The sequence below is a fragment of the Erwinia sp. 9145 genome (assembly GCF_000745075.1).
GTDB lineage: Bacteria > Pseudomonadota > Gammaproteobacteria > Enterobacterales > Enterobacteriaceae > Erwinia > Erwinia oleae.
This window is the reverse complement of the sequence record NZ_JQNE01000001.1, coordinates 63,332-89,836: the sequence shown is the minus strand read 5'-3', so window position 1 is coordinate 89,836 and position 26,505 is coordinate 63,332. Positions and strand designations below refer to the sequence as shown.

Here is a 26,505-nt window from a genome sequence, read left to right as displayed (position 1 = left end):
GCACGGTGAGGCTCGTGTAACTCCGGGAAGTGTGAATGGATAAGATCGAAGTACGGGGTGCCCGCACCCATAATTTGAAAAATATCAACCTGATCATCCCTCGCGACAAACTGATCGTTATCACCGGCCTTTCAGGCTCTGGTAAGTCCTCGCTGGCGTTTGACACGCTGTACGCAGAAGGGCAGCGTCGCTACGTAGAATCGCTTTCTGCCTATGCGCGTCAGTTTCTCTCCCTGATGGAAAAGCCGGATGTTGATCATATCGAAGGGCTGTCGCCTGCGATTTCGATTGAGCAAAAATCCACTTCACATAACCCACGCTCGACCGTGGGCACGATCACTGAAATTCATGACTACCTGCGCCTGCTGTTTGCTCGCGTCGGCGAACCGCGCTGCCCGGATCATGATGTTCCGCTGGCCGCGCAAACCGTTAGCCAGATGGTGGATAACGTGCTGGCGCTGCCGGAAGGGCATCGCCTGATGCTGCTGGCACCGATTGTCAAAGAGCGCAAGGGCGAGCACACCAAAACGCTGGAAAATCTGGCGACGCAGGGCTATATCCGCGCTCGCATTGACGGTGAAGTGTGCGATCTTTCCGATCCGCCGAAGCTGGAGCTTCAGAAGAAGCACACTATTGAAGTGGTGGTGGATCGCTTCAAGGTGCGTGAAGACCTGCAACAGCGACTTGCCGAATCGTTTGAAACAGCGCTGGAGCTTTCCGGCGGCACGGCGGTTGTGGCCAATATGGACGATGCCAGCATTGAAGAGATGGTCTTTTCCGCCAACTTCGCCTGTCCCGTCTGCGGCTACAGCATGTCTGAACTGGAACCGCGCCTGTTCTCATTTAACAATCCGGCAGGCGCCTGTCCGACCTGCGATGGTCTGGGCGTACAGCAGTATTTCGATCCCGATCGCGTGGTGCAGAATCCGGAGCTGTCGCTGGCGGGCGGCGCTATTCGCGGCTGGGATCGCCGCAACTTCTACTATTTTCAGATGCTGCGTTCGCTGGCCGAACACCTGAATTTTGATGTTGAATCCCCTTTTGATTCGCTGGATGACAAAGCGCGAAGCGTGATCCTTTACGGCTCAGGGAAAGAGAGCATCCAGTTCAAATATATCAACGACCGTGGCGACACCTCGGTGCGTCGGCATCCGTTCGAAGGCGTGCTGCATAATATGGAGCGCCGCTACAAAGAGACGGAATCCTCCGCGGTACGCGAGGATTTGGCTAAGTTTATCAGCAATCGTCCCTGCACCAGCTGTCACGGTACGCGCCTCAAGCGTGAAGCGCGCCACGTATTTGTGGAAAACACCACGCTGCCGGCCATTTCTGATATGAGCATCGGCCATGCGATGGCGTTTTTCCAGAACATGAAGCTGAGCGGACAACGGGCAAAAATTGCTGAGAAGGTGCTGAAAGAGATCGGCGATCGCCTGAAGTTTTTGGTTAACGTTGGCCTCAACTATCTTTCGATGTCGCGCTCAGCAGAAACGCTTTCAGGCGGCGAGGCGCAGCGTATTCGCCTGGCGAGCCAGATCGGCGCAGGGCTTGTTGGCGTCATGTACGTGCTGGATGAACCGTCAATCGGCCTGCATCAGCGTGATAACGAACGCCTGTTGGAAACGCTGGTGCATCTGCGCAATCTGGGCAACACGGTGATTGTGGTTGAGCATGACGAAGACGCGATCCGCGCGGCAGATCATGTGATTGATATCGGGCCGGGCGCAGGCGTGCACGGCGGTCAGATTGTGGCAGAGGGAACCGTTGACGATATCATGGCAGTGAAGGATTCACTGACCGGTCAATACCTTAGCGGCAAGCGCGGTATTAAAGTACCGGAAGAACGGGTGAAAGCCGATCCGGGCAAAGTGCTGAAAATCACCGGCGCGAAAGGCAACAATCTGAAGGACGTCACGCTCTCCCTGCCGGTTGGCCTGTTCAGCTGCATTACCGGCGTATCCGGCTCCGGCAAGTCCACGTTGATCAACGATACGCTCTTCCCGATTGCGCAGCGTCAGTTAAACGGCGCCACCATTGCCGAGGCGGCCCCTTACCGCGACGTAACCGGCATGGAGCATTTCGACAAGGTTATCGATATTAATCAGAGCCCAATCGGCCGCACGCCACGATCCAACCCGGCCACCTATACCGGCATTTTCACGCCGGTACGCGAGCTGTTCGCCGGGGTGCCGGAATCGCGTACGCGCGGCTATACGCCGGGTCGCTTCAGCTTTAACGTGCGCGGCGGCCGTTGCGAAGCGTGCCAGGGCGACGGCGTGATTAAGGTGGAGATGCACTTCCTGCCGGATATTTACGTGCCGTGCGATCAGTGCAAAGGCAAACGTTATAACCGCGAAACGCTGGAAATTAAATACAAGGGTAAAAGCATTCACGAAGTGCTGGAGATGACCATCGAAGAGGCGCGCGAATTCTTTGATGCCGTGCCGGCGCTGGCGCGCAAGCTGCAAACGCTGATGGACGTCGGCCTTTCGTATATTCGTCTGGGGCAGTCAGCCACCACGCTCTCCGGCGGCGAAGCACAGCGCGTTAAGCTGGCGCGCGAACTGTCGAAACGCGGCACCGGTCAGACGCTCTATATTCTTGATGAACCCACCACCGGCCTGCACTTTGCCGATATTCAGCAACTGCTGGAGGTTCTGCATCAGTTGAGAGATCAGGGCAACACCATTGTGGTGATTGAACACAATCTGGACGTGATTAAAACCGCCGACTGGATTGTTGATCTTGGCCCGGAAGGCGGCAGCGGCGGTGGGCAGATACTGGTTTCCGGCACGCCGGAAACGGTGGCGAAATGCGCCGAATCGCATACCGCTCGCTTCCTTAAGCCCTTGCTTAAACTCAAGTAAAATCCTCATGGGGCGACGTTTTTCGCCCCATTTACTGCACGGTTCCTCATCAACTTGCAGGATCAGGCAAGATTCAGACAGGTTTCGGTATACCCGCTTCGCCACTCTCTGACTATCCTTATGGTTCCGCGTTACCTCTACAACGCTTTCATAACTGGAGATACCATGAATATCACTCATGCCTGGGCTGCACAGGATGCAAAATCGAAGCTGGCCCCTTTTGACTACCAGCCACGTGAGCTGCGTGAACACGATGTCCAGATTGAAGTTATGTACTGTGGCGTGTGCCATTCCGACCTGCATCAGGCCCGCAACGAGTGGAAAAACACCATTTTTCCGGTCGTACCTGGCCATGAAATCGTTGGGCGCGTAACGGCTGTTGGCGGTCATACGCACAAATACAAAGTGGGCGATATTGTCGGCGTTGGCTGTATGGTTGATTCCTGTCGTAGCTGTGCCAGCTGTGATGAAGGGCTTGAGCAGTACTGCGAAAATGGCTTTACCGCAACGTATAACGGCGAAGACCGTCAAACCGGCGATATCACCTACGGCGGCTATTCCACTCAGGTGGTGGTCAACGAAGACTTCGTCCTGCGCATTCCTGAAAACCTGGATCTGGCCGGCACCGCGCCGCTGCTGTGTGCAGGCATCACCACCTATTCGCCGTTGCATCACTGGAAAGTGGGCCCTGGCAAAAAAGTGGGCATCGTCGGCCTTGGCGGCCTCGGCCACATGGGCGTGAAAATTGCCCACGCGATGGGCGCGCACGTGGTGCTTTTCACCACCTCGCCATCAAAAATCGAAGACGGCAAGCGTCTTGGTGCCGATGAAGTGGTAATTTCTAAAGACGCCGACCAGATGGCGGCCCACGTCAACAGCTTTGACTTTATCCTTAACACCGTTGCGGCTGAGCACGATCTGAATCCGTTTATCAACCTGCTGCGCCGTGATGGCAATATGACGCTGGTTGGCGTGCCGGAAAATAATCATCCTTCACCGGATGTTGCCAGCCTGATATTCAAACGCCGTAGCGTGGCCGGTTCACTGATTGGCGGCATCAAAGAAACACAGGACATGCTGGATTTCTGCGGCAAACACAATATCACTTCGGATATTGAGATGATCAACATGAATGAGATCAACGAAGCCTACGAACGCATGCTGAAAAGCGACGTGAAATACCGCTTTGTTATCGACATTGATACGCTGCGCGGCTGATTGCGCAATCGGGGCGGCCTTGCCGCCGCCCCACCTGTTATTCCTTACCCTTTTCGGGTATTCAGTGCCTGCTGCCAGGACGCATCCACCAGATAGTAGATCTGCGAATCCTTCAGCGTTCCATCCAGTAATACCGTGCTCCAGTGCGACTTGTTTAAATGTTCGCTGGGCAATACATCTTTATGCTCTTCTCGTAGCAGATCGGCCAGCGCAGGGGTGCTCTTCAGCGCCACGGCAGGACGTCCCTGCACCTCGTGCACCATTGCAAAAAGCACGTCGTCAATTTTGATCTGCGTGGCTTTCCAGTCGCTGTGCACGCTCTGTTCCGCGCCGGGCTTATCCATGCAGTAAGTGAGAAGATCCGATACGTTCATTGTTTATTCCCCTTGCAGCGTGGCGACAATGCGCCGCGCGCCGCCGTGAATACGATGCTCACCCAGCCAGATGCCCTGCCAGGTGCCCAGCGCCAGCCGACCACGGCTGACCGGCAGCAGCAGCGATACGCCCATCAGCGACGATTTGATGTGCCCCGGCATATCGTCGGCGCCTTCATAATCATGTTCGTAAGGTGCATCTTCCGGCACGGTACGCAGAAAATGCTGTTCCATGTCGCTGCGCACGGTGGGATCGCAGTTCTCATTCAGCGTCAGCGAAGCGGAGGTATGCTGCAACAGCAGATGAAGCATACCCGTTTGCACATCGCTCAGGCGGCGCAGTTCGCCCAGCACCTCATCGGTAATGAGATGAAATCCCCGGCTTTTGGGGCTTAAGGTAATGGTTTGCTGATACCACATCGTTGAACTCCTTAACGCAAATGTTTGTTAAGTGTGTAACATGAGGCGAAAAGATAAACCCGAAAAGGGAAAAAGTTATAGCAGCCGGACACGACGCCCGGCCGCAAGGGCCTACATGACGGCCGCGAAGGCCTCTGCGACCTGATGCACGTTCCTGCTGTTGAGTCCGGCCACGCACATGCGGCCGCTGGCAATCAGATAGATGCCAAACTCATTGCGCAGTCGTTCAACCTGCTGCGCGCTCAGACCGGTGTAGCTGAACATGCCGCGCTGCTTAAGCAGATAGTCGAAGTTTTTACCGGGCAACGCCGTGCTCAACACATCGACTAACGCGTGACGCATATCAATAATGCGCAGGCGCATTGCTTCCACTTCAGTCAGCCATTTCGCCTTCAGTTGTGGATCATTCAGCACGCAGGAAACCACCTGCGCGCCGAAGTTTGGCGGGCTGGAGTAGTTGCGACGCACGGTTGCCTTCAGCTGACCAAGCACGCGCGACGCTTCTTCCACATCGTTACAGACCACCGACAGGCCGCCAACACGCTCGCCATACAGTGAAAAGATCTTTGAGAACGAGTTGCTGACCAGCACGGGCAGCCCGGCGTCGGCGATGGCGCGAATAGCGTAGGCGTCCTCGGTCATACCCGCCCCGAATCCCTGATAGGCAATATCAAGAAAAGGAATGAGCTGGCGCGCTTTCAGCACGTCAGTTACCGCATCCCACTGCGCATCGGTAAGATCGGCGCCGGTTGGGTTATGGCAGCAGGGATGCAGCAGGACGATGCTCTGCGCCGGTAGCGTGTTCAGCGTTGCGATGAATGCGTCAAACTTAACACCGCAGGTTTCGTCGTCGTACCAGGGATAGGTGTTTACCGTAAAACCTGCGCCGGAGAAAATCGCCACATGGTTTTCCCAGGTGGGATCGCTGACCCAAACCTGCGACTGAGGAAAATAGGTTTTAAGGAAATCGGCGCCGATTTTCAACGCGCCGGAGCCGCCGACGGTTTGAATCGTCGCAAGCCGGCCCGCTTTTAACCCGGCATGATCTTCACCGAAAAGCAGCGGCGCAATAGCGCTGCGGTACGATGGCAATCCATCCATTGGCAGATAAAGCGACGCGCTATGCTCCCCGGCACTGAGGCGATGTTCTGCTTCAGCCACCGCCTGTAACTGCGGAATGGTGCCCTGTTCGTCGTAATATAGCCCGATGCTCAGGTTTACCTTATGCGGTCGCATATCCTGTTTGAATGTTTCCATCAGCGTAAGGATGGGATCGCCAGCATAGGCATCAACGTTTTGAAACACGGTGCAGATCTCCGTTTTATTAATCAGATTGCCGCTGGGCGACAAAAGCAGGCTGCCACTATAACCCGTATTCAAGGTAAAAGGTCAGCCTACGATCTGCATTACTGCGAGCCGACGCGGAAAAAAACGATTGCCGTTTCAGCAATTCATTTCATTTCTGAATCACGTTCGCACCGTTTTCTTTCAGCCGGTCCAGCACCACGGAGGTTTTGACATGCGATACGCTGTGATGCCCCGCCACCAACTGACTGATTAAGGCACTCAGGCCGGGGAGATCCGCCACCGCCACCTTCAGTAAATAGTCAGCATCGCCGGTGGTTTTCCACGCGTCGACGATGGCGGGCTCATTGGCCACCCTGTGATGAAAGCGTTTTACGTATTCGGCAGTATGGTTAAGCAGGCGAACTTCAATCAGGCCGATCACGCTCAGCCCTACCGCATCGGGCGAGAGCCTGGCGTGATAGCCGAGGATCAGTCCTGACTGCTCAAGGCTGATGCGGCGGCGCGAGCACTGCGAGGCGGAGAGGCCAACCAGATCGCTCAGTTCCTGGTTGGTCAGGCGGCCGTTAGCTTCCAGTAACGTCAGTATTTTTACATCATGTTCATCAGTCTGGCTCATCTGCGATCCGTTTGGTTTTTCAGGCGGACAAGTGAGACAGCTAACGGTATTTTTCGTCCCGCTGTCCAACACTATTTCTCAATACCACAGAAGAGTGAACGCGCGCGGCAACGGGGTTATTCGTCGTCGTACTGTGGGCCGGCATAGTTATCGAAACGCGACCACTGGCCGTTAAAAGTGAGACGAACCGAGCCGATCGGGCCGTTACGCTGCTTACCGAGAATGATCTCCGCGATCCCTTTCAGATCGCTGTTTTCGTGATAAACCTCATCGCGGTAGATAAACATGATCAGGTCGGCGTCCTGCTCAATCGAGCCGGATTCACGCAGATCTGAGTTGACCGGGCGCTTATCAGCGCGCTGCTCCAGCGATCGGTTAAGCTGCGAGAGCGCCACCACCGGCACCTGTAGCTCTTTCGCCAGCGCCTTCAGCGAGCGGGAGATCTCGGCGATCTCCAGGGTACGGTTTTCTGACAGTGACGGCACGCGCATCAGTTGCAGATAGTCGATCATGATCAGGCTCAGCCCGCCGTGCTCGCGGAAGACGCGTCGCGCGCGCGAGCGCACTTCCGTGGGCGTCAGGCCGGAAGAATCATCGATAAACATGTTTTTCTTTTCCAGCAGGATGCCCATGGTACTGGAGATGCGCGCCCAGTCCTCGTCATCAAGCTGCCCGGTACGAATGCGCGTCTGATCAACGCGCGACAGCGACGCCAGCATACGCATCATGATCTGCTCGCCGGGCATCTCAAGGCTGAAGATCAGAACGGGCTTATCCTGCGTCATCGCAGCATTTTCACACAGGTTCATCGCAAAGGTGGTTTTACCCATCGAAGGACGCGCCGCCACGATGATCAGATCCGAACGCTGAAGCCCGGCGGTCTTTTTATTCAGATCCTGATAGCCGGTATCAACGCCGGTTACGCCGTCGTGCGGCGTTTGGTAGAGCGATTCAATGCGCGAGATGGTGGCTTCAAGGATCTGATCGACGCTTTTCGGGCCTTCATCTTTATTGGCGCGATTTTCTGCTATCTGAAAGACGCGAGATTCTGCAAGATCGAGCAGATCCTCGCTGGTGCGTCCTTGCGGATCGTAACCGGCGTCGGCGATCTCGTTAGCCACGGCGATCATTTCACGGACGACGGCGCGTTCGCGTACGATATCGGCATAAGCGCCTATGTTCGCAGCGCTTGGCGTATTTTTGGACAGCTCCGCCAGGTAAGCAAAACCGCCGACCATGCTCAGTTCGCCGCGCGTTTCCATCGATTCGGACAGGGTAATAAGATCGATAGGTTTGCCCTGCTCCAGCAGGCGCTGCATTTCGCCGAAAATCATCCGGTGCGGGCGACTGAAGAAATCCTGCGCCACCACGCGCTCGGAAACGTTGTCCCAGCGTTCATTATCCAGCATCAGCCCGCCCAGTACGGATTGCTCCGCTTCCAGCGAATGGGGCGGTAATTTTAGCCCTTCCATCTGCCGATCGCGCGGCTCGCGCTTATCAACGGATTTGTTGGTGGGTTTATTTCCTGCCATAGTGATGCAATACCAAAAATCTGAGTGGTCGGACGCGCAAGTATACCCGTTTGGTGCCCTGTCGTCCTCCCTCAATGACGCGGAATCAACAGGAGGGAATATGGTAAAACGTATACAAATCAGTCAGCATGGCGGCCCGGAAGTGATGCAGCTGATCGACGTCGATTTGCCCGAACCGGCCGCAGGTGAAGTGGTTGTTGAGAACAAAGCGATTGGTATCAATTACATCGATACCTATATGCGCAGCGGACTCTATCCGGCACAGTTGCCAACAGGGCTGGGAACCGAAGCCGCTGGCGTGGTAAAGCGCGTGGGTGAAGGCGTAACGGCGGTGAAACCGGGCGACCGGGTCGTTTATGCCCATTCCGCTTTGGGTGCCTATAGTGAATCTCACGTGGTGTCCGTCGATAAACTCGCCGTGCTTCCCGACTGTATTACTTATGAGCAGGCGGCGGCCTCTTTCCTGAAAGGTCTGACCGTTCACTACCTTCTGCGTCAGACTTATGTGATTCAGCCGGATGAGATTTTCCTTTTCCATGCGGCGGCGGGCGGCGTTGGGCTGATCGCCTGTCAGTGGGCGAAAGCATTGGGCGCACGTTTAATCGGTACGGCAGGATCGGCTGAGAAGGCCGCGCGGGCAAAAGCGGCAGGCGCCTGGGCCACCATAAATTACCGCGAAGAGAACGTGGCCGAGCGCGTGTCGGCGCTCACAAACGGCAAAATGGTGCGAGTGGTGTATGACTCGGTTGGTAAAGATACCTGGGAGACGTCACTGGATTGCCTGCAACGTCGCGGGCTGATGGTCAGTTTCGGTAACGCTTCCGGCCCGGTAACCGGCGTTAATTTAGGTATTCTGAATCAGAAGGGATCGCTGTACGTTACCCGTCCTTCGCTGCACGGCTATATCACCAGCCGCGAGTCACTGATCAATGCCAGCAACGAGCTTTTTTCAATGATCGCCAGTGGTGCCATCAACGTGGACGTGCCGGAGCAGCAGAAATTCGCATTAAAAGATGCGCAGCAGGCGCATAAAACGTTGGAAAGCCGTGCCACACAGGGTTCCAGTTTGTTAATCCCGTAATACGCAGAAATGGCAAGGGCCTCCCGCAAGGAGGCCCTTTTTTCTTTTTTATCGTTCGCGCGGTTTGTAGGGTACGGCGGCGAATCTGGAGAAGCATCCTGGCAGAGTTCATAAGTAAAAAATATGGGTTATCACTGATTCATCTTATGAAGATGCCAGAATGTGATCGCGGCCGCATTCTCACCTGTAACTGTTATCACTTTTACGGTTTCTACGCCGTGGCGGTCACTCTGTCGGCGACGAGGGCCAGCGCCTGTTCGACCGTTTCAATATTGGCGCCCGGTTTGTGAGCATTTTCGCTCAGGTAACGACGCCATTGTCGCGCGCCCGGAATGCCCTGAAACAGGCCAAGCATGTGACGCGTGATATGGCCCAGGTAAGTGCCGTTCGCCAGTTCCCGTTCAATGTAGGGATACATTGCACGCACCACCGCAACCGAATCAACCGCAGGCTGGCTGCTGCCAAACAGCTCGCGATCGACCTGCGCCAGTATGCCGGGATTTTGATACGCCTCGCGCCCCATCATCACGCCATCCACGTGTTGCAGGTGCGTTCTGGCCTCTTCCAGCGACTTTACGCCGCCGTTAATCGATATCGTCAGATGCGGGAAGTCTCGTTTCAGTTGATAGACGCGCGCGTAATCCAGCGGCGGGATTTCGCGGTTCTCTTTCGGGCTGAGGCCCGACAACCACGCCTTGCGCGCGTGGATGATAAAGGTATCGCAGCCGCCCTGCTCCGAAACCTGACGAATAAAGTCGCAGAGAAATTCGTAGCTATCCTGTTCGTCAATGCCAATGCGTGTTTTCACCGTGACCGGAATCGACACCTGGTCACGCATTGCCTTCACACCGTCTGCGACCAGCGCCGCTTCGCCCATCAGGCAGGCGCCGAAACGACCATTTTGAACGCGATCGGAGGGACAGCCGACGTTCAGGTTCACTTCACTGTAGCCGCGCGCTTCCGCCAGGCGTGCGCATTGCGCCAGCGCCGCAGGATCGCTTCCGCCCAGCTGCAATGCGACGGGCTGCTCCTCCTGACTCCACGCCAGATAGTCGCCCTTACCATGAATGATGGCGCCGGTGGTGACCATTTCCGTATAGAGCAGCGCCTCACGCGTTAGCTGTCGATGAAAATAACGGCAGTGGCGGTCGGTCCAGTCCAGCATGGGCGCGATGGAGAAGCGAAGGGCGGGCAGATGTTGGGTCATAGGGCGTGCTAACTCGATGGGTTTAAAAAATCAGCGTAATGATAACACGCGCCCCTGTTGCGATCATCCCAAGCTGTCGCGCAGGCGGTAAAAGGGGCGCACGGAGCGCCCCCGGACGATCAGAACGTAAAGTTCATTTGCGCTACCGCGCCCCAGGTGTTGTCGTCGCCCTTCATACCGGCAAGGTCGAGATGGACTTTATTAAAGGGTGACAGGCCAAAACCGGCAGTCACCACGTTGGTGTCGTTAGACTTCATATCCGCACGGTAGCCGGCGCGTAGCTGGAGCCAGCTCAGCAGGCGATATTCGGCACCGATGCCCGCATACTGACTTTGATCCTGCGTTTTAAAGCGTTTGGTCGGCGTCGCATCCACATCGAGCGCGGTGGTCAGGCGATCGGTATGGAACGACACGCCCGGCGTGACCACAGGTCGGATCTGATAAGTGTCTTTGAATCCGCTGATCTCTTTGGTTTCAATATCGCGAGAAATCAGGTTTTGCGCGCTGACGCCCAGCGTCCAGTTATCGTTCAAATCGGTTGCGGCGCCCGCATCGATGTTGAAACCGGTGTCGTCATTTTTGTAGCGGCCTTTTTTGAAATCTGATTTGTCGTAGTTATAGACCGACGCGCTGTAGTTATAGAGATAGGTTTTCTGCAATTTCGGCGTCACGCCGAAGGAAACCGGCTGCCCTGCGATGGTGAACTCATGCGCTACGGCAACGCCATAATCGTAAACAATCGCGCCACGGCCCAGCCCGGCAGAGGTCAGCCTGTCTTCATCGCCAGGCAGCGGAAAAATAGTGCCGTCGGCCACGCCCTGAAGGTAATCAATATCGCTCTGGCTGACGGCGGCTCTGACATTCGCCGTGCCGTAGGCTTTGGTGACGAAGGCAAACGGCAGCACCTCATTGGGTACGGTCACAGCAAACGCAACGCCTGCGGTGCCGGAGGCCTGATTGCCCTTCATGCCGCGCAACTGGCTGGCAAGATCGCCAGCTGCGGCCTGCACGCGTGGATAATCGGCCGGAGTGAAGCTGCCGCTATTAGCGATGTCCTGGTAACTGTCGACGCTGTCGGTCAAATCATCAATCTTATCAATCAGCTTGTGTTTGTCCGTGAGCTGAACGCCCGCCGCAGGAAGAATAATGCTGACGTTGTCTTCCGGTCGCGCTTTGGTCATTAACGCCGGGTTAGCCAGCACCGCAGTGCCGTAGGTGGATGACGCCACGCCCGTACCGCCCATTGCATCATTACGCGCATCGTAATAGTTGCCGGCTGCAAGCGCGCCGAGAGGGACGGAAAACAGGACAGTAAATACCGCAGGTTGGGAAAATCGTTTCGACATACTGATTTTTTTTGCCATTTTGCTTTAAACCCATCCATAAAAGAAGAGTGCGCGCTCATAACGTGAGCCCGGTGCGATGACCTGCATAATGAACATTTTTGGAACAATTCATTGCTGAGAAAACAGGAACAATTCACTGGCTTTTCTGCTCATTGACCCTTTATTTATCTGTTAACACGCTAATTAATAAAGTAGGTGATAGCGTCATTTTGGCTCAGATCCCTGCCATACCTGCCTTTCGCAACAAGCTTCATCTTTATTCATGCCAATGACATTAATATTATTTTAGTGAAAATTTCAGACACGAGCAGAAACAATGAGAAAAATCAGTTTTCATTAACGATAGCGTATTAGGGCAAATACCACCGGTTTCTGGAGTTTCGCTGGTAAGCAACCCTGTGGCAAAGAGGAAATATTTATGGGGAAGCGGAATTCGGCGTTTCAGTTATGCCGTGATAACATAACAATCACTATCGTGCGGAGGGCAATACAATGAACCTGAACAGTCCTGAAAAAATTCTCTCTCAGGCAGAGGTGCTTTGTCAGCAGCGTAATGTCAGATTGACGCCTCAGCGCCTGGAAGTTCTTCGTTTAATGAGCCAGCGCAGCGGCGCAATCAGTGCTTATGACCTTCTGGATCTGCTTCGTGAGTCCGAACCGCAGGCGAAACCGCCCACGGTGTATCGCGCGCTTGATTTTCTGCTCGAACAGGGATTTGTCCATCGCGTAGAGTCAACAAACAGCTATGTGGTCTGCCATCACTTCGAAGAACCTTCACACAGTTCAGCGATGTTGATCTGCGATCGCTGCGGCTCCGTGGCTGAACAGCATGCGGATGGCGTTGAAGAGATATTGAAAACGCTGGCGCTAAAATCAGGTTTTGTACTGGCGCATAGCGTAATAGAAGCGCATGGTTTGTGCGGAGAGTGTACAGTTGTTGAAAGCTGCACCGATCGTAAAGAGTGCAAGCATGATCACAAGGAATGGGTGTCAAAGAAACGCGGGCGCTGAGAAATTCGGGACGATAAGAGGGATTAAGCGGCACTGTCCATGTGCCAGGGTAGGAGTATCATCCTGAAACGCTTAAATGAGTGTCAATCAGGGCTGTCAGAAACGATGGTTGTTGTGGGTTTCCCATTCGCTTAATTCTTTTTCAGCCTGGTCTTTTCCATAACCGTAACGCTCCTGAATTTTACCAACCAGCTGATCGCGTTTGCCTTCAACAATAGTCATATCATCGTCGGTCAGCTTGCCCCATTTCTCTTTCACTTTACCTTTCAACTGTTTCCAGTTACCGCCGGCTTCGTCTTTATTCATCTTGTCTCTCCTCGACCTTAGGTGTTGTCCGCTTAAGTGATATCGTTTTAGCAATAATGCAAAAGCAAGATAATTCGCTTTAAATGCCTAACGTACAGATAATTGTAGTAGAAGATGAGAAATTTTCCGCCCAACCCGAGTGGATTACTCTTATTCCGCCATCAATCCTGTGGCAAAAATGAAAAAAGACAGGCAGATCAGCCGCTAACGAAACGGCAACAACATGTAAAAAAATGTGTCAGGAAAGCCACGTGCCGTTTTGCCAGTGTCGCCGCCAGATCCCCCACAGCACCACTCCTCGCAGAACAAGAAAAACGGTTAACGCCAGCCATAAGCCGTGATTACCTAACAGCGGCACGCTGGTCAGCGCCAACCCGTAACCCAATGCGGCAACCGCCATTCCATTGCGCATTTCGCTGGCGCGCGTGGCGCCGATAAACATCCCGTCCAGCAGATAGCACCACACGCCGCATACGGGCAGGATGATTTGCCAGATAAGGTAGTTATCTGCCTGCTGTTGTAGTTCAGGAATCGATGTAAGCAGCGCGACGATATTTGTCCCGACAACGGCATAGAAAAGTGAGAAAGCCAGCGCAACCATGCCCGCCTGGCGGCAGGCCGAACGCCATACCAACAGCAGTTGTCTGCCGTCGCGGGCGCCTACGGCTTCGCCGGAGCAGGCTTCTACGGCATAGGCAAATCCGTCAAGCGCGTAGGCGGTAAAGGTCAGGAACATCAGCAATACCGCATTAACCGCCACCACTTCGCCCCCCAGGCGGGCGCCGATAATGGTCAGCGACATAAAGCAGAGTTGCAGCAGCAGCGAGCGCAGCATGATATCGCGGTTCAGGCGCAGCAGTCGGCGAACATTGCCTCGCCAGGCCGTTTTTAACAACGGCAGCCTAATGCCGCGCAATTTCAACACCTTCACAACCATCAACAGGCCGATGGCCAGCGTGCAGTATTCTGCGATAACCGTCGCTGTCGCGGCGCCCTGTACGCCCATGTTGAGCCCCAGCACCAGCCAGAGGTCGAGGACGATATTCACCAGGTTGCCTGTAATGAGCAAAATTATCGGTGCACGCGCATACTGCACGCCCAGTAGCCATCCCAGCAAAACTAAATTAGCCAGCGTTGCCGGGGCGCTCAGCCAGCGGATGTTCATAAAGAGTGCAGCCTGATGCAGAACGTCGCGTTCACCGCCGACCAGTTTTAATGCCAGGTGGGTGAGAGGAGATTTGAATAAGATGAAGGCAAAACCTGCCATAAAGGCTATCAGCAGCGGTTGCATCAGCGCGCGTGCCAGCGCGGTTTTATCGCCGGAACCCAATGCCTGAGCGGTCAATCCTGTTGTGCTCATGCGCAAAAAAAGCAGCAGCATGAACAGAAAACTGGTTGCCGTGGTGCCTATTGCCACGCCGCCAAGGTAGGTAGGGCTGTCAAGATGGCCGATAACGGCTGTATCCACCAGTCCAAGAAGAGGAACGGTGATGTTCGAGAGGATCATCGGCAGCGCCAGCCGCCAGAGGTGTTTATCAGAGGAGGTGAAGAATCGCATCGGTTTCCACTACGCGACAGACGATAAAACTGCTCGCTGGCCGGGGCAAGTCAGCGAGCAGGCGGGGCGCACGCGCTATTCATCATAACGCGTTAATGAAGTCGGTCAGAGCCAGTTGCCGTTACGAATAACACCGACGGCCAGCCCTTCAATAGAGAGCGTCTGCTGGCGTAAATCGACCACGATAGGTTCAAACTCATTGTTTTCTGGCAGAAGATGAACAATGTTGCCCTGTTTTTTCAGGCGCTTAACGGTGACTTCATCGTCAATACGCGCCACGACCACCTGGCCGTTACGCACATCCTGCGTTTTGTGCACCGCCAGCAGGTCGCCATCCATAATGCCAATGTCTTTCATCGACATACCGGCAACGCGTAGCAAAAAGTCGGCGCCCGGTTTGAACAGATCGGGATCAACCTGGTAGCGCCCTTCAATGTGCTCCTGCGCCAGTAGTGGCTCACCGGCGGCCACGCGACCGATGAGCGGCAACCCTTCTTCTTCTTCCATCATCAGACGGATACCGCGCGATGCGCCAGAAATGATTTCAATCACGCCTTTACGCGCCAGCGCCTTCAGGTGCTCTTCCGCCGCGTTAGGAGAACGAAAACCCAGCCGGGCTGCGATTTCTGCCCGCGTTGGCGGCATGCCGGTCTGATTAATGTGGTCGCGAATCAGGTCGTAGACCTGCTGCTGCCTTACCGTTAGTGCTTTCATTCCGCCCCCTGGTTGTTTATACAGTCGACTGTGAGTATATACAGGTATTTGCTGATTGAAAACCCAAAATATGGGAAATAACAGCGCGTTGTCAAAATCTGGAAAGATTATCGCATTTGCGGTATTAACAGCATTGCCCACACGAAGAGCGCAAACAGAATGGTTAACAGCACCGCCGCTGAGCCCATATCCTTTGCACGGCCCGATAGCGGATGAAATTCACTGCCAATGCGGTCGACGACGGCTTCAATCGCGCTGTTGAGGATTTCCACTATGATGACCAGCACCACGGAACCAATCAGCATCACGCGCGTAATGGCATCCACGTCCAGCCAGCAGGCAATGGCGATAGCCACAACGGCGGCAATCGCCTCCTGACGAAATGCCGCTTCATGACGCCAGGCGGCGCTCAGCCCCTTCCAGGAGTAGCCGGCCGCTTTAATGATCCGGGTCAAGCCGGTGACGTTATTTGCCATGTTCAGGGAACCCTTTGAGATATTTAACGTCAATGTCCCGGTGGCGCACAAATTGCAACACCACAGATTTCACTGGCGCTTTCTGGTATGCTTGCGGCGCTTTGCTAACAAGAGGCTTCATGTTGTCTATGTCAGGTTGGCGTAAATTATATTATAACCTATTGAATTTACCTGTAAAAATACTGGTAAAGAGTAAGGCGATACCCGCCGAGCCGATTACGGAACTGGGGCTGGATACGTCGCGCCCTATTATGTATGTGCTGCCGTACGATTCAAAGGCTGATTTGCTGGCGCTGCGCGAACAGTGCCGTAAAGAAGATCTTCCCGATCCGTTAGAACCGCTGGAAATTGACGGTGCCGTACTGCCCCGCCATGTGTTTATTCACGATGGCCCGCGCGTTTTTCCTTACTTCGTGCCCAATCTTGAATCCGTAAAACTTTTCCATGAGTATCTGGATTTGCACCGCAGCAATCCGCTGCTGGATGTGCAGATGGTGCCGGTCTCGGTCATGTTTGGCCGTGCGCCGGGCCGTGAAGTTCAGGGTGATGAGCAGCCGCATCTGCGGGTGCTGAACGGCATTCAAAAATTCTTTGCCGTCCTGTGGCTGGGCCGCGACAGCTTTGTGCGTTTTTCGCCGATCCTGTCGCTGCGCCGCATGGCGACCGAGCACGGCACCGATAAAAGCATTGCGCAAAAGCTGGCGCGCGTGGCGCGCATGCATTTCGCCCGCCAGCGCCTGGCGGCCATTGGCCCCCGACTGCCGGTCAGGCAGGATCTGTTCAGCAAGCTGCTCCAGTCAAAGGCCATTGCCAAGGCCGTTGAGGACGAAGCGCGCAGTAAAAAAATCTCTCATGAGAAAGCGCAACAGAATGCGATTGAGCTGATGGAAGAGGTGGCGGCGGACTTCTCTTACGAAGCCATTCGCCTGACCGATCGCATCATGGGCTGGACGTGGAGCAAGCTTTATCAGGGCATTAACGTCAACGGCGGCGAACGCGTTCGTCAACTGGCGCAGGATGGTCATGAGATCGTCTATGTGCCCTGCCATCGCAGCCACATGGATTATCTGCTGCTTTCTTACGTGCTTTACCATCAGGGGCTGGTGCCACCGCATATCGCCGCAGGCATCAACCTGAATTTCTGGCCCGCCGGTCCTGTTTTCCGCCGCCTTGGCGCATTTTTTATTCGCCGAACCTTTAAGGGTAATAAGCTCTATTCCACGGTTTTTCGCGAATATCTCGGCGAACTGTTCAGCCGTGGTTATTCGGTAGAGTATTTCGTTGAAGGCGGTCGCTCACGTACCGGTCGTTTGCTGGATCCAAAAACCGGCACGCTGTCGATGACCATCCAGGCGATGCTGCGCGGCGGCAACCGCCCGATTACGCTGGTGCCGATTTATATCGGCTATGAGCACGTAATGGAAGTCGGTACTTACGCCAAGGAACTGCGTGGCGCAACCAAAGAAAAAGAAGGACTGATGCAGATGGTGCGCGGACTCAGTAAGCTGCGCAATCTCGGCCAGGGCTACGTGAACTTTGGCGAACCGCTTCCGCTGGTGAACTATCTGAATAAGCACGTGCCCGAATGGCGCGACGCTATCGATCCTATTGAGTCCCAGCGTCCCGCCTGGCTCACCCCGGCGGTGAATGATATCGCTGCACGCGTGATGGTGAGGATCAACAACGCAGGCGCGGCTAACGCCATGAACCTCTGCGTCACCGCCTTGCTGGCTTCCCGTCAGCGCTCGCTCACCCGCGAGCAGTTGACCGAGCAGTTGGACTGTTACATGCAACTTCTGCGTAACGTGCCCTACTCATCCGACGCCACCGTGCCGGATATGACGCCGGAAGCCCTGCTCAGTCACGCCCTGAGCATGAATAAGTTTGAGATTGAGCAGGACAACATCGGCGAGATCATCATTCTGCCACGCGAGCAGGCGGTACTGATGACCTACTACCGCAACAACATTCATCACATGCTGGTAATGCCTTCGCTCATCGCCGTTATTTTGATGCAGCATCGCGAACTGAGTCGGGCAGAACTGCTGCGTCAGTTAAGCGTTATCTATCCGATGCTGAAAAGTGAACTGTTCCTGCGATGGAATAAAGAGGATCTGCCTGGGGTGGTCGACGCGCTGGTCAGCGAAATGGCGCGTCAGGGCCTGCTCACCGCCGACGAGCACGCGCTGCGCCTCAGTCCTGTTCGCTTCCGCACACTGCAACTGCTGGCGGCGGGCGTCCGTGAAACGCTCCAGCGCTATGCGATTACGTTCTCAATCCTCAGCGCCAACCCGGCCATTAACCGCGGGACGCTGGAGAAAGAGAGCCGCACCATGGCGCAGCGCCTGTCGGTTCTGCACGGCATCAACGCGCCGGAATTCTTCGATAAAGCGGTATTCTCAACGCTGGTGCTGACGCTGCGCGATGAAGGCTACATCAGTGATACCGGCGATGCGCGCGTTGAGCAGACGCAGCGGGTTTATCAGATGCTGGCGGATTTGATTACCCAGGAGGTCAGGATGACCATTGAAAGCGCCTCGGCGCACGAGTAACGCGCTAAAAAAGGGGGACAAACGTTCCCCTTTTTTTGAATGAATCTTACCACCACCCCGCCAGCGGCGCCGTGCTCAGCGCAACGCCAACAAACAGAATCAGTCCTACGTAATTGTTATTCAAAAAAGCCCGGAAGCAGGCATCGCGGTCGCGTGTGGCGATGATCTTTTGCTGTCGGATAAACAGCAGCCCCGCCAGTAATACCGCAACATAATATATTCCGCCCAGCGCCAGCCGCCAGCCGATCAGCGTCATCAGGAGTAGCGTAGAGAGCTGCAACAGGCCGACGATGAGTTTGTCAAAGCGCCCAAAAAGAACAGCGGTGGATTTCACGCCGATTTTCAGGTCGTCATCGCGATCCACCATCGCATACAGCGTATCGTAAGCAACCGTCCAGCAGATGTTGGCAAAGAACAGCAGCCAGCAGGTAAGCGGCACCGTTTCGCTTACCGCCGCCCAGCCCATTGGGATCGCCCAGCCAAACGCTGCGCCCAGCACCACCTGCGGCAGATGCGTATAGCGCTTCATAAACGGGTAAACCCACGCCAGGGCCAGCCCGGCAAACGAGAGCCAGATGGTCATTGCGTTCATGGTCAGCACCAGACAGAACGACGCCAGCACCAGGCCGGCAAACAGCAGCCGGGCCTCTCCGGGCGTGACCGCGCCGCCGGGCAATGGCCGGGCGCGGGTACGTTTAACGTGACCGTCTATTTTGCGATCGGCATAGTCATTCACCACGCAGCCTGCGGCGCGCATAAAAAATACGCCCAGCACAAAAACGATCAGCACCTTCAACGGAGGAACCTGCATCCCAGACAGCCACAGTGCCCAGAGCGTCGGCCACAGCAGCAGCAGCGAACCGATGGGTTTATCAATACGCATCAGGCGGCTGTAGGATCTTAATTTACTTTCCGGCAGGCTTCTTTCCATGGCACCAGGTTTCCTTCATTGATTGCGCATCGCCTGATAGAGCGGTGCAGGCGGTAAAAACAGTTCGGTAAGGAGCAGCGGTTTATCAGAAAGGCGCAATCGCGAGCGCCGCCCCCATAATCCTTCCACCTGTCCCGGTTCAATAAAATCGCGCGTCAGGGTGGAAGAGGAGAACAGGTAACGGCCAAGCGGCCGCGTTCCCAACTGCTGAAGCATCTGCTCCGGGCCCATTAAGGTGGATTCCGGCACCAGCGTGCGGCCAGCCAGCCAGGGCACGCCATCGCCGCACAGCAGGATTTCGCGCAGCCAGTATTTTGTTGACAGCGGCAGCAGTGTCGCCTCCTCGCCAGCCTCATCAGCACTGATAAAACCTTCATGCTGGATCTCAACGGTAACCTGACCGCAGTGGCGCTCAAAACGTCGGGTCATGGAGTCCTCCTCCATCAGCCAGTCGAGCAGCGGCGCGGTAAGCAGCGGGGAAGAGTCAGTCAGCCATGTCATGGCGCGCAGTTGCAGCAGCGCGTTATCAGCCATACGGCGTCTCCGGGAGAAATCAGGGTGCCATAGTGTAGCGCAGTCACGCGCCGGGTACACAGCGCCCGACGCGCAATTTTTTTGATTTTTGGCTGTGTGCTACTCGCGCTTCAGCCGGTTACTGTTGGCGAGCCAGAGGGTAATGACGAGGATCAGGATCGCAATGGAATAGGCCAGCGTATCGAACGGATTTTTATGATCGACAATGATCAGACGGATAATCGCCGTGATGCCGATATAGACAAAATAGCGTAGCGGGAAGTGATAGCCAGACTGAAAATACTTCACGATCAGCGCGATAAATTCAAAGTAGAGGAAATAGATGACAATGCCGTCTATCAACAGGTAGGACGACTTTTGTTCGCCCGTATTAAGCAACACGTTAGCAAGGTGAAACGTCTCCTTGCCCAGAAAAATAACCAGTATACCCGCCAGCACAATCAGCCCAATATTCAGCACCGTTTGTAACACCCACGCAATGCGTGTTGCAGTGATCATCGAAAACATCCTTAAAAATCGCACAGGCAGTCGCCAGAGTTGGCGCCGATCATGGCGTAGTTTCAGAGAGCTGGCAAGGCTCTCTGAAGGCCGCATCAGGGCTTTTTATCGTCCGCAGCGCCAGGGGCAGACCTGATGGCGTCGGCAATAATATTGAAAAGACGATCCGCCCGTGGCGCAAAAGATGGCTGGTCGTTAAGCCAGCCGAGCGCAGCGATCAGCGCCATCAGATCTGCGCCATCGATATCTTTCCGCGCGCTACCTGCCGCCTGAGCGCGGCCTAACAGGCGTGCGCCGGATGATTTCACCTGCGCGCAGGACGCATGCAACGCAGAATTTTCGTCAGCCATTGCCACAGCCATCAGATCGACAATACCGCTGTATTTCTGCGTGAACGCGACCGCCGCGCGCGACCAGTTAAGCAGGGCTTCATCCGCTGCGTCTGAGGCTTCAAGCGTCTTTGCACGCTGCGTCAGCTCGTCCAGACTTGAACGGAGCAACGCCTCCAGCAACGCCTCCCGCGAGGGGAAGTGGCGATAAAGCGTGCCCATTCCCACATCGGCTTTACGCGCAATATCACGCAGAGACGCCTCCACGCCCTGCACGGATACCACCTCGCCGGCGATGGTCAGAAGATGGTTGTAATTCTTTTTTGCGTCGGCTCGCATAGGCCTCCTTGACAAACGGAACAGTGCTCCATATATTTATCCGGAGCGGTGCTCCGTTCATTATGGCGCATCTTTCCGGCACGATCCAGCAATCGGTGCAAGCCGCACCGTTTATCTGACCGGCTTTTACGCGCTTTTCCGCGCAGCGAGGCCATCCACGAGATTGACAGGAGTAATGATGGGAAAGCTTGACGGTAAAATCGCAGTGATCACGGGCGGCACCAGCGGCATGGCGCTGGCGACCGCGCAATTGTTTGTTGCGGAAGGCGCTTACGTTTTCATTTCCGGGCGACGGCAGGAGACGCTTGATAAGGCAGTAAAACTGATTGGCCGCAACGTTACCGGCGTGCAGGGCGACGCGGCCAGCCTGGACGATCTGGATCGTCTGTTCGATACGGTCAGGCGCGAAAAAGGCAAAATCGACGTGCTGTTCGCCAGCGCCGGGTCGGGTGAGTCGGCCAACATAGGCGACGTGACCGAAAAACATTTTGATACGGTGTTTGGCCTTAACACCCGCGGAACGCTGTTCACGGTGCAGAAAGCGCTGCCGTTATTTAACGATGGCGGATCGATTATCATGAACGGCTCAATGGCGGCGGTGAAAGGTTTTCCCGGATTCGGCGTCTACTCCGCGAGCAAGGCAGCGCTTCGCTCGTTTGCACGCACGTGGCTGAATGAACTCAAGGATCGCAGGATACGGGTAAACGTGTTGCATCCCGGACAGATCCACACGCCAATTCAGGAACAGCTGTTTGATGCGGAAACCATAAAGCAGTTTGAATCGCTGATCCCGCGCGGAGAGATGGGCTCGTCTGAAGAGATCGCCACGGCCGCACTGTTCCTCGCCTCAGATGACTCAACCTACGTGAACGGCATCGAACTGTTTGTCGATGGCGGTACGTCGGCTATCTGAAGGAACAGAAACAACAACGCCATCCGCTCAGCGAGCAGGATGGCGTTGATCATTGATACCGGGCGATGTTCTGCCCGGTACGGTTATCAGCGGTAGTTGATGTCCCTGTCGCTGGTCATGTCATAGAGCTGATATTTACGGCCCAGCATCTGACCGCCGTCACGCGTCAGCGGCGTCCAGTTGACCTGCGCACGGCCTCGCGTTGGCGAAGCGGTAAACAGATCCATAGGAATAGAGACGTAGAAGCCTTTGGTGAAGTCGCCTTCGCCGTACTCTTCTGCGGACACGTCGGTCTTAGTGGCGTAAGCGCCCACTATCACGCCGCTGTCGAAACGACGGGAGATATCCACCGTCGCCCCTTTGTCTTCTGCCAGATATTGCCCCACACTGGCTTTCACCAGAACGCCATTCATAAACCACGGATGCCAGTAGGCGGTGAGGTTGCCCACCTTCGCATCGTAGTTGTCAAACTGCATCATGTTGTCCCAGTCGCGACGCTTAACGTAGTTAGCATCCACGCCAACGGCCCAGTCAGCATCCAGCGGACGATAAAGCACTTCACCGCCCACGCCGCCGTACATGGTTTCCAGATAGCCGCCGTAGACCTGACCATAGAAGCCGTTGCCCAGCGCATGCATGTAGTTGGCTTGCAGGTTGTTCACGTAAACGTTGTTATCCACGTAGTCGCGAATGTGCGTACGCACGCGCGGCAGCGAGGAGTCAGTGGGGGCCCCGTTGTAGTTAAACTTATCGTAGTTGTTGGCGATGTTGGCAAACACGCTGCCATCTAACAACAGATGGTCGGTGAGCCAGTAATTGGCGTTCGCCATCACGCCCACCTGATAAAGGTAGAAGCTTTCCGGGCCGCCGACCGACTGGTTGAGCACCGGCGACAGGCTGGCGTTGAAACGATCCGGCGCGATATGGAAGCCCTGTTCGGTACGGCCCGGATCGCGCGGCTCCTCCCGCTGCTGATCGAGCGACTTCTCTTTGCCCAGCGGATAGCCTTCCAGCTGCTGGCGCAGGCTGTCGACATGCGTCACGGTGGTGACCTGCGGCATATTGTTGCGGGTTTCGGTTACGCTGAGCGTATCAATATCCGCTGGAAGATTGTTCATCATGATCACGTTCGCGCGATCGACGCCTTCCTGCGTATTACGATATTTGCTCTGCTGACCGGTGGCGTAAAGCGTGTTGCCTTTCACCTGAAGGTTCGGGCCGCTCAGGCCGGCATTGTATTTCAGATCGGTAAGCTGGTTCGCCACCACGGTCGGCTCAAGGAAGCGATCCTGCGGCTGCGGTTTGTAAGCAGGCTTTGGCGAATCAATGGCGGCAGAGCGCAACTCGTTAAAGTTGGTGCGCAGGGTAAAACCGGCCATAAAGGTGTTGCCGCGCTCGTAGCTGACATTCACGTCCGCCCAGTCGGTCAGGCGATAGATCGCGCCGACGTTAACCTTACTGCGCTGCTCCAGGCGGCCAGCAAAGTCGCCCTGATAATCGTTGCCTTCATACTCCGCTTTCAGACGCAGCGGCTGCCACGGCGTCTGGTACTCCACGCCGCCAAAGAGAGAGGCCGGGCCTTTAAACAGGTCGTCGCCGTTGACAGAACCCGCCTCGCCGTTGCCGTTGGAACGGTTACAGTAGCTGCTGTCCGCCTGGCAGAAAGGGTTTTTTACGTTGCCGCTGTTGCCCAGATAGCCAAAGCCCATACCCAGGGTGAAGTCAAACGGCCCCCATGCTTTGGTGGCCGCGATGAATTCGCTGTCGAACAGGCCGGTGCCGCCGAGGTCGCGCGCGCCAACCGACACTTCCGGCAGCCAGTACCCTTCCTGCCACAGGCGAAGCTTCAGATCGAACGCTTTGTCTTTATAGGTCTGGTTGCCGCTGAAGCTTGAATCAGCGCTGTAGCGACGGGTTTTCACGTCGGTGTAGCGGATAGTCGCTTCCAGCCAGGGGAAAAGCTGTACCGAAGAGGAGTAGAAACGGTACTGATCGTTATAGCGATAGTTGAGGCTGAACTCGCCGTCCTTTGCCATACGCGCGGTCGGCACCTGAAGCAGGCCGACGCCGCCCATATCCGATTGCGACGGCGTGACCAGATCGTTGTCCGACGCGCTGGCCTGACATGCGCAGGCGACAGAAAGAGCCAGCAGGCTGAAAAGATATGTTTTTTTCATCACTCAGGGATCCGGTGCGTCAGAACAGAGACAATCTGCTGGTTAAGATCGGCATACTCGCCGGGAAGCGACCATGAAGAGAAGCCAAGGTAAATAATGCTGCCCGCTTCAGGCTCAACATGACGGCGGTTCCAGTACGCGATGGGCACCTCGCTGACCTTGCCGTCAGGGCCGATCAGCACCGCGTTGTTGCGCTCCGCGCCTGCCAGACGTTCGCGGTCGTTCACATAATCCCGCACGCTGCGTCCCGGCTGCCAGGACGTTTTGCCGCTGTCAGTGAGCAGACCGACCATCGTCAGCGTGGTGGGTTTGGTTAACGTATAGAGGCTGTACTCACCCTCCAGCCGACGATTCGCCTGCGGCTGTATGCGTACCCGATCCGGATCGAGATCCGCTGTCTGTCGGCCGGTCACTTTTACCGCTGCGACCTGCTGATAAATGTTATCGACCCGTGCGGCTTTCTCACCGTCGTTATCTGCCCGCAGCGCGGCGCTCCAGCCTTTCAGGCGCGCCAGCAGTTGCTGTTGCTGCTGCACCGCCACGGCGGTGGCCTGCCTTTCGGCGATCACCGTGCCGGGCCACCAGGTTTTGCCCGCCAGTGCCGGATTCGTCACCAGCTGCGCCAGGTTTTGCGCGTTGCTGACCACCACCGTCTGTCCGGGAAGATAGACCGTGACCTGGCTCTGCGCATGCGCGCTCAGTGAGGCGCAAAGCGGGATCCCTGCGAGAAGAAGCGTTATTTTTTTCATGATTTCGCGGGCTTCAGAATAGTGGTTTCAATGGTGAAGGCGTTGCCGCCAGGGCGCTGTATGGACTGGCGAATCTGACCGGTGGTGGTATCCACCCAGAAGGTGTTGGTCCATGACTTACCGTCGGCGGTCAGCTCAACCTCTTCCTGCCACACGCGGCAGGCCACGCGTTTTCCGGCCAGCGTCAATACCTCGTCGTCCGTGCGTGTGAAGTGAGAAACCGCCGCAGCCGCGTGGAACTGGCCCTGTTCTGTCCAGCTAATCAGGCGTGTCCAGCTGGCGCCCTCGGTAAGATGCAGCGGATTGCCGAGCGGATCCTGCTGGAGATTGCTCACGTCAGTCAGGTTGGTTGCCAGCCCCAGGGTTTTAACAAGTCGGCCATGCTGCGTGACCACCATCGCTTTATCGCGCGTGATCCATTTTTGCTGACCGTTTTCATCAAAGCCCAGCACGACAAAAATCCGCTGGCCGTCGTTCAGGCGCAGATACATGCTGGCATAGGGAAGGTTTTCTACCTGCTCGTCAGAAACCTGAACATCATCCGGCCCCAGCAGGGCAAGCTTAACCGTCTCTCCCAGACCTTTTTGTGTTTGAGTACAGCCCTGGAGGAGCAGGCAAATCAACAGCAGTGACAAATTGCGCAAGGGTGTGTGTCCCTGAAAAGTCCGACAATGTCGAAAAATAACCACACAACCGTGTGGTTATGATTAAGTTTTGTACTTAGCGAGAAGTACTGGTCGTCGTGGTTGTTGTGGTGCCGGTATTAGAACCATTACCACCGCTACTTGCGGCCAGCGCAACGCCTACCAGTGCGCCAAGCGCGCCAACACCTACTGCGGTCGTCGTTCCCGATGAGAGCGATTCAGCAGAGGCGCCAGCTGCGCCAGCTTCTGCGGGCGCGGCCATCACAGCGGAACTGCCCGCCAGATAAGCCAGAGTTGCAGCAGCCCATAACAGTTTTTTCATACTTTTCTCCCTTCAATGAATGAATGGATACCTGCCTGAAGGGTTTCAGGCGGCTTCAGTATAAAGTAATAAATTACCAGAATTCAGCGGCGCTGAGAGGCTGCAACGGGCGCGTTTACGCTGCATGAAATTAATACAATTCAGCCGTATCAGGCCACTTTTAACTGAATAATTTTAAAAATTGATATTTATAACTGACTAAGAAGGAAGAATTAGCGCCATCCGCTATTAATAGCCGTTAGCATGTGATTTTTTATGCTCTGCGGCTGCGTCTGAACGTAAAGAAGTAATTATTAGTATTTCAATCAGTTACCGACAGATGCCGGTAAATCCGCTTCAGAAAGCTTTTTTGCATTTCAGATTTATCCGTCATCAAAAAGCCGTTAACCTGCGGTTTTTTAAGAATTTCCTTAGCCTTCGACCGTTAACTTGATTAATAAATGGGGGTAAATCATGGGTTATCCGGCGTGGGAACGGGGGTAA

The 26,505-nt window shown here is 55.4% G+C and carries 25 protein-coding genes; 6 read left to right on the top strand and 19 right to left on the bottom strand.

The genetic code is table 11. The features are described from left to right. Window positions 1-35: 35 nt before the first annotated feature. Complete coding sequence (gene uvrA / locus FA91_RS00400; RefSeq protein WP_034911470.1) at window positions 36-2,867, top strand: excinuclease ABC subunit UvrA; 2,832 nt, start codon at window positions 36-38, stop codon at window positions 2,865-2,867. A 165-nt stretch (window positions 2,868-3,032) separates the two neighbouring features. After that, the gene (locus FA91_RS00395; protein WP_034911467.1) at window positions 3,033-4,085 is read left to right on the top strand and encodes an NAD(P)-dependent alcohol dehydrogenase; all 1,053 of its coding nucleotides are present in this window, start codon (window positions 3,033-3,035) and stop codon (window positions 4,083-4,085) included. Window positions 4,086-4,129: 44 nt separating this feature from the next. Here the strand turns inward: FA91_RS00395 and FA91_RS00390 are convergent, their stop codons facing one another. From FA91_RS00390 to dnaB, 5 genes are all read right to left on the bottom strand, one after another. Then, window positions 4,130-4,459, bottom strand: coding sequence for an MmcQ/YjbR family DNA-binding protein (locus tag FA91_RS00390; protein WP_034911465.1), 330 nt, complete (start codon window positions 4,457-4,459; stop codon window positions 4,130-4,132). A 3-nt stretch (window positions 4,460-4,462) separates the two neighbouring features. Continuing rightward, complete coding sequence (locus tag FA91_RS00385) at window positions 4,463-4,879, bottom strand: secondary thiamine-phosphate synthase enzyme YjbQ (RefSeq protein ID WP_034911464.1); 417 nt, start codon at window positions 4,877-4,879, stop codon at window positions 4,463-4,465. Window positions 4,880-4,990: 111 nt separating this feature from the next. Beyond that, a complete protein-coding gene (locus FA91_RS00380; RefSeq protein WP_034918726.1) occupies window positions 4,991-6,184 on the bottom strand; it encodes an amino acid aminotransferase in 1,194 nt (397 codons plus the stop codon). Between the two features lie 151 nt (window positions 6,185-6,335). Beyond that, complete coding sequence (locus FA91_RS00375; protein WP_034911461.1) at window positions 6,336-6,803, bottom strand: Lrp/AsnC family transcriptional regulator; 468 nt, start codon at window positions 6,801-6,803, stop codon at window positions 6,336-6,338. Window positions 6,804-6,919: 116 nt separating this feature from the next. Continuing rightward, window positions 6,920-8,335 (bottom strand): replicative DNA helicase, encoded by a 1,416-nt coding sequence (gene dnaB, locus FA91_RS00370; RefSeq protein WP_034911458.1) that lies wholly within the window; start codon window positions 8,333-8,335, stop codon window positions 6,920-6,922. Window positions 8,336-8,435: 100 nt separating this feature from the next. On the opposite strand from dnaB, the gene FA91_RS00365 reads away from it, so the two are divergent. Further along, window positions 8,436-9,416 (top strand): quinone oxidoreductase, encoded by a 981-nt coding sequence (locus tag FA91_RS00365; RefSeq protein ID WP_034911456.1) that lies wholly within the window; start codon window positions 8,436-8,438, stop codon window positions 9,414-9,416. Between the two features lie 211 nt (window positions 9,417-9,627). Here the strand turns inward: FA91_RS00365 and dusA are convergent, their stop codons facing one another. Both dusA and FA91_RS00355 read right to left on the bottom strand, forming a co-directional pair. After that, entirely contained in the window at window positions 9,628-10,623 is a 996-nt protein-coding gene (dusA, locus tag FA91_RS00360) for a tRNA dihydrouridine(20/20a) synthase DusA (protein WP_034911454.1), read from the bottom strand. Between the two features lie 119 nt (window positions 10,624-10,742). Then, window positions 10,743-11,969 (bottom strand): conjugal transfer protein TraF, encoded by a 1,227-nt coding sequence (locus FA91_RS00355; RefSeq protein WP_156103109.1) that lies wholly within the window; start codon window positions 11,967-11,969, stop codon window positions 10,743-10,745. Window positions 11,970-12,461: 492 nt separating this feature from the next. Between FA91_RS00355 and zur the strand changes: the two genes are divergently transcribed. Continuing rightward, the gene (gene zur / locus FA91_RS00350; RefSeq protein ID WP_034911451.1) at window positions 12,462-12,980 is read left to right on the top strand and encodes a zinc uptake transcriptional repressor Zur; all 519 of its coding nucleotides are present in this window, start codon (window positions 12,462-12,464) and stop codon (window positions 12,978-12,980) included. 96 nt (window positions 12,981-13,076) lie between these two features. Here zur and FA91_RS00345 read toward each other — a convergent pair whose 3' ends face one another. The 4 genes from FA91_RS00345 to FA91_RS00330 all read right to left on the bottom strand — a co-directional run bounded on the left by FA91_RS00345 (window position 13,077) and on the right by FA91_RS00330 (window position 16,034). After that, a complete protein-coding gene (locus FA91_RS00345) occupies window positions 13,077-13,286 on the bottom strand; it encodes a CsbD family protein (RefSeq protein WP_034911449.1) in 210 nt (69 codons plus the stop codon). 238 nt (window positions 13,287-13,524) lie between these two features. Continuing rightward, complete coding sequence (gene dinF, locus FA91_RS00340) at window positions 13,525-14,844, bottom strand: MATE family efflux transporter DinF (RefSeq protein WP_034911446.1); 1,320 nt, start codon at window positions 14,842-14,844, stop codon at window positions 13,525-13,527. 105 nt (window positions 14,845-14,949) lie between these two features. Further along, window positions 14,950-15,558: a transcriptional repressor LexA gene (gene lexA / locus FA91_RS00335; protein WP_034911444.1), complete on the bottom strand. Its 609-nt coding sequence runs from the start codon at window positions 15,556-15,558 to the stop codon at window positions 14,950-14,952. Window positions 15,559-15,665: 107 nt separating this feature from the next. Beyond that, window positions 15,666-16,034, bottom strand: a complete 369-nt coding sequence (locus FA91_RS00330; protein ID WP_034911442.1) for a diacylglycerol kinase — start codon at window positions 16,032-16,034, stop codon at window positions 15,666-15,668. A gap of 128 nt (window positions 16,035-16,162) precedes the next feature. On the opposite strand from FA91_RS00330, the gene plsB reads away from it, so the two are divergent. Beyond that, window positions 16,163-18,586, top strand: coding sequence for a glycerol-3-phosphate 1-O-acyltransferase PlsB (plsB, locus tag FA91_RS00325; protein ID WP_034911440.1), 2,424 nt, complete (start codon window positions 16,163-16,165; stop codon window positions 18,584-18,586). Between the two features lie 46 nt (window positions 18,587-18,632). On the opposite strand, the gene ubiA is transcribed toward plsB, so the two are convergent. The 4 genes from ubiA to FA91_RS00305 all read right to left on the bottom strand — a co-directional run bounded on the left by ubiA (window position 18,633) and on the right by FA91_RS00305 (window position 21,217). Then, window positions 18,633-19,517 (bottom strand): 4-hydroxybenzoate octaprenyltransferase, encoded by an 885-nt coding sequence (ubiA, locus tag FA91_RS00320; protein ID WP_034911438.1) that lies wholly within the window; start codon window positions 19,515-19,517, stop codon window positions 18,633-18,635. A gap of 15 nt (window positions 19,518-19,532) precedes the next feature. After that, window positions 19,533-20,051: a chorismate lyase gene (gene ubiC / locus FA91_RS00315; RefSeq protein ID WP_034911437.1), complete on the bottom strand. Its 519-nt coding sequence runs from the start codon at window positions 20,049-20,051 to the stop codon at window positions 19,533-19,535. 99 nt (window positions 20,052-20,150) lie between these two features. Beyond that, the gene (psiE, locus tag FA91_RS00310; protein WP_197060507.1) at window positions 20,151-20,558 is read right to left on the bottom strand and encodes a phosphate-starvation-inducible protein PsiE; all 408 of its coding nucleotides are present in this window, start codon (window positions 20,556-20,558) and stop codon (window positions 20,151-20,153) included. A gap of 86 nt (window positions 20,559-20,644) precedes the next feature. Then, entirely contained in the window at window positions 20,645-21,217 is a 573-nt protein-coding gene (locus tag FA91_RS00305) for a TetR/AcrR family transcriptional regulator (RefSeq protein ID WP_034911432.1), read from the bottom strand. A gap of 175 nt (window positions 21,218-21,392) precedes the next feature. On the opposite strand from FA91_RS00305, the gene FA91_RS00300 reads away from it, so the two are divergent. Continuing rightward, entirely contained in the window at window positions 21,393-22,130 is a 738-nt protein-coding gene (locus tag FA91_RS00300; protein WP_197060451.1) for an SDR family oxidoreductase, read from the top strand. Between the two features lie 86 nt (window positions 22,131-22,216). Here FA91_RS00300 and FA91_RS00295 read toward each other — a convergent pair whose 3' ends face one another. The 4 genes from FA91_RS00295 to yjbE form a co-directional block, all read right to left on the bottom strand. Next, on the bottom strand, window positions 22,217-24,307 hold the full coding sequence (locus FA91_RS00295) for a YjbH domain-containing protein (protein WP_034911427.1): 2,091 nt from the start codon (window positions 24,305-24,307) through the stop codon (window positions 22,217-22,219). Beyond that, window positions 24,307-25,056 (bottom strand): capsule biosynthesis GfcC family protein, encoded by a 750-nt coding sequence (locus FA91_RS00290; RefSeq protein WP_034911425.1) that lies wholly within the window; start codon window positions 25,054-25,056, stop codon window positions 24,307-24,309. The genes FA91_RS00295 and FA91_RS00290 overlap by 1 nt, the downstream gene beginning before the upstream one ends. After that, window positions 25,053-25,700, bottom strand: a complete 648-nt coding sequence (locus tag FA91_RS00285; protein ID WP_034911422.1) for a YjbF family lipoprotein — start codon at window positions 25,698-25,700, stop codon at window positions 25,053-25,055. The genes FA91_RS00290 and FA91_RS00285 overlap by 4 nt, the downstream gene beginning before the upstream one ends. A 76-nt stretch (window positions 25,701-25,776) precedes the next feature. Continuing rightward, window positions 25,777-26,022, bottom strand: a complete 246-nt coding sequence (gene yjbE / locus FA91_RS00280) for an exopolysaccharide production protein YjbE (protein ID WP_034911420.1) — start codon at window positions 26,020-26,022, stop codon at window positions 25,777-25,779. Window positions 26,023-26,505: the final 483 nt, after the last annotated feature.

What these genes read in the sequence shown, in the direction of transcription:
- lexA (WP_034911444.1), bottom strand. Translation starts at nt 15,558, where the DNA reads ATGAAAGCACTAACGGTAAGGCAGCAGCAGGTCTACGACCTGATTCGC.
- dusA (WP_034911454.1), bottom strand. Translation starts at nt 10,623, where the DNA reads ATGACCCAACATCTGCCCGCCCTTCGCTTCTCCATCGCGCCCATGCTG.
- psiE (WP_197060507.1), bottom strand. Translation starts at nt 20,558, where the DNA reads ATGTTTTCGATGATCACTGCAACACGCATTGCGTGGGTGTTACAAACG.
- FA91_RS00295 (WP_034911427.1), bottom strand. Translation starts at nt 24,307, where the DNA reads ATGAAAAAAACATATCTTTTCAGCCTGCTGGCTCTTTCTGTCGCCTGC.
- FA91_RS00330 (WP_034911442.1), bottom strand. Translation starts at nt 16,034, where the DNA reads ATGGCAAATAACGTCACCGGCTTGACCCGGATCATTAAAGCGGCCGGC.
- yjbE (WP_034911420.1), bottom strand. Translation starts at nt 26,022, where the DNA reads ATGAAAAAACTGTTATGGGCTGCTGCAACTCTGGCTTATCTGGCGGGC.
- FA91_RS00365 (WP_034911456.1), top strand. Translation starts at nt 8,436, where the DNA reads ATGGTAAAACGTATACAAATCAGTCAGCATGGCGGCCCGGAAGTGATG.
- FA91_RS00305 (WP_034911432.1), bottom strand. Translation starts at nt 21,217, where the DNA reads ATGCGAGCCGACGCAAAAAAGAATTACAACCATCTTCTGACCATCGCC.
- FA91_RS00375 (WP_034911461.1), bottom strand. Translation starts at nt 6,803, where the DNA reads ATGAGCCAGACTGATGAACATGATGTAAAAATACTGACGTTACTGGAA.
- FA91_RS00395 (WP_034911467.1), top strand. Translation starts at nt 3,033, where the DNA reads ATGAATATCACTCATGCCTGGGCTGCACAGGATGCAAAATCGAAGCTG.
- plsB (WP_034911440.1), top strand. Translation starts at nt 16,163, where the DNA reads ATGTCAGGTTGGCGTAAATTATATTATAACCTATTGAATTTACCTGTA.
- FA91_RS00345 (WP_034911449.1), bottom strand. Translation starts at nt 13,286, where the DNA reads ATGAATAAAGACGAAGCCGGCGGTAACTGGAAACAGTTGAAAGGTAAA.
- ubiA (WP_034911438.1), bottom strand. Translation starts at nt 19,517, where the DNA reads ATGGAAAGAAGCCTGCCGGAAAGTAAATTAAGATCCTACAGCCGCCTG.
- FA91_RS00290 (WP_034911425.1), bottom strand. Translation starts at nt 25,056, where the DNA reads ATGAAAAAAATAACGCTTCTTCTCGCAGGGATCCCGCTTTGCGCCTCA.
- FA91_RS00385 (WP_034911464.1), bottom strand. Translation starts at nt 4,879, where the DNA reads ATGTGGTATCAGCAAACCATTACCTTAAGCCCCAAAAGCCGGGGATTT.
- zur (WP_034911451.1), top strand. Translation starts at nt 12,462, where the DNA reads ATGAACCTGAACAGTCCTGAAAAAATTCTCTCTCAGGCAGAGGTGCTT.
- FA91_RS00300 (WP_197060451.1), top strand. Translation starts at nt 21,393, where the DNA reads ATGATGGGAAAGCTTGACGGTAAAATCGCAGTGATCACGGGCGGCACC.
- dnaB (WP_034911458.1), bottom strand. Translation starts at nt 8,335, where the DNA reads ATGGCAGGAAATAAACCCACCAACAAATCCGTTGATAAGCGCGAGCCG.
- ubiC (WP_034911437.1), bottom strand. Translation starts at nt 20,051, where the DNA reads ATGGCTGATAACGCGCTGCTGCAACTGCGCGCCATGACATGGCTGACT.
- FA91_RS00355 (WP_156103109.1), bottom strand. Translation starts at nt 11,969, where the DNA reads ATGTCGAAACGATTTTCCCAACCTGCGGTATTTACTGTCCTGTTTTCC.
- FA91_RS00390 (WP_034911465.1), bottom strand. Translation starts at nt 4,459, where the DNA reads ATGAACGTATCGGATCTTCTCACTTACTGCATGGATAAGCCCGGCGCG.
- dinF (WP_034911446.1), bottom strand. Translation starts at nt 14,844, where the DNA reads ATGCGATTCTTCACCTCCTCTGATAAACACCTCTGGCGGCTGGCGCTG.
- uvrA (WP_034911470.1), top strand. Translation starts at nt 36, where the DNA reads ATGGATAAGATCGAAGTACGGGGTGCCCGCACCCATAATTTGAAAAAT.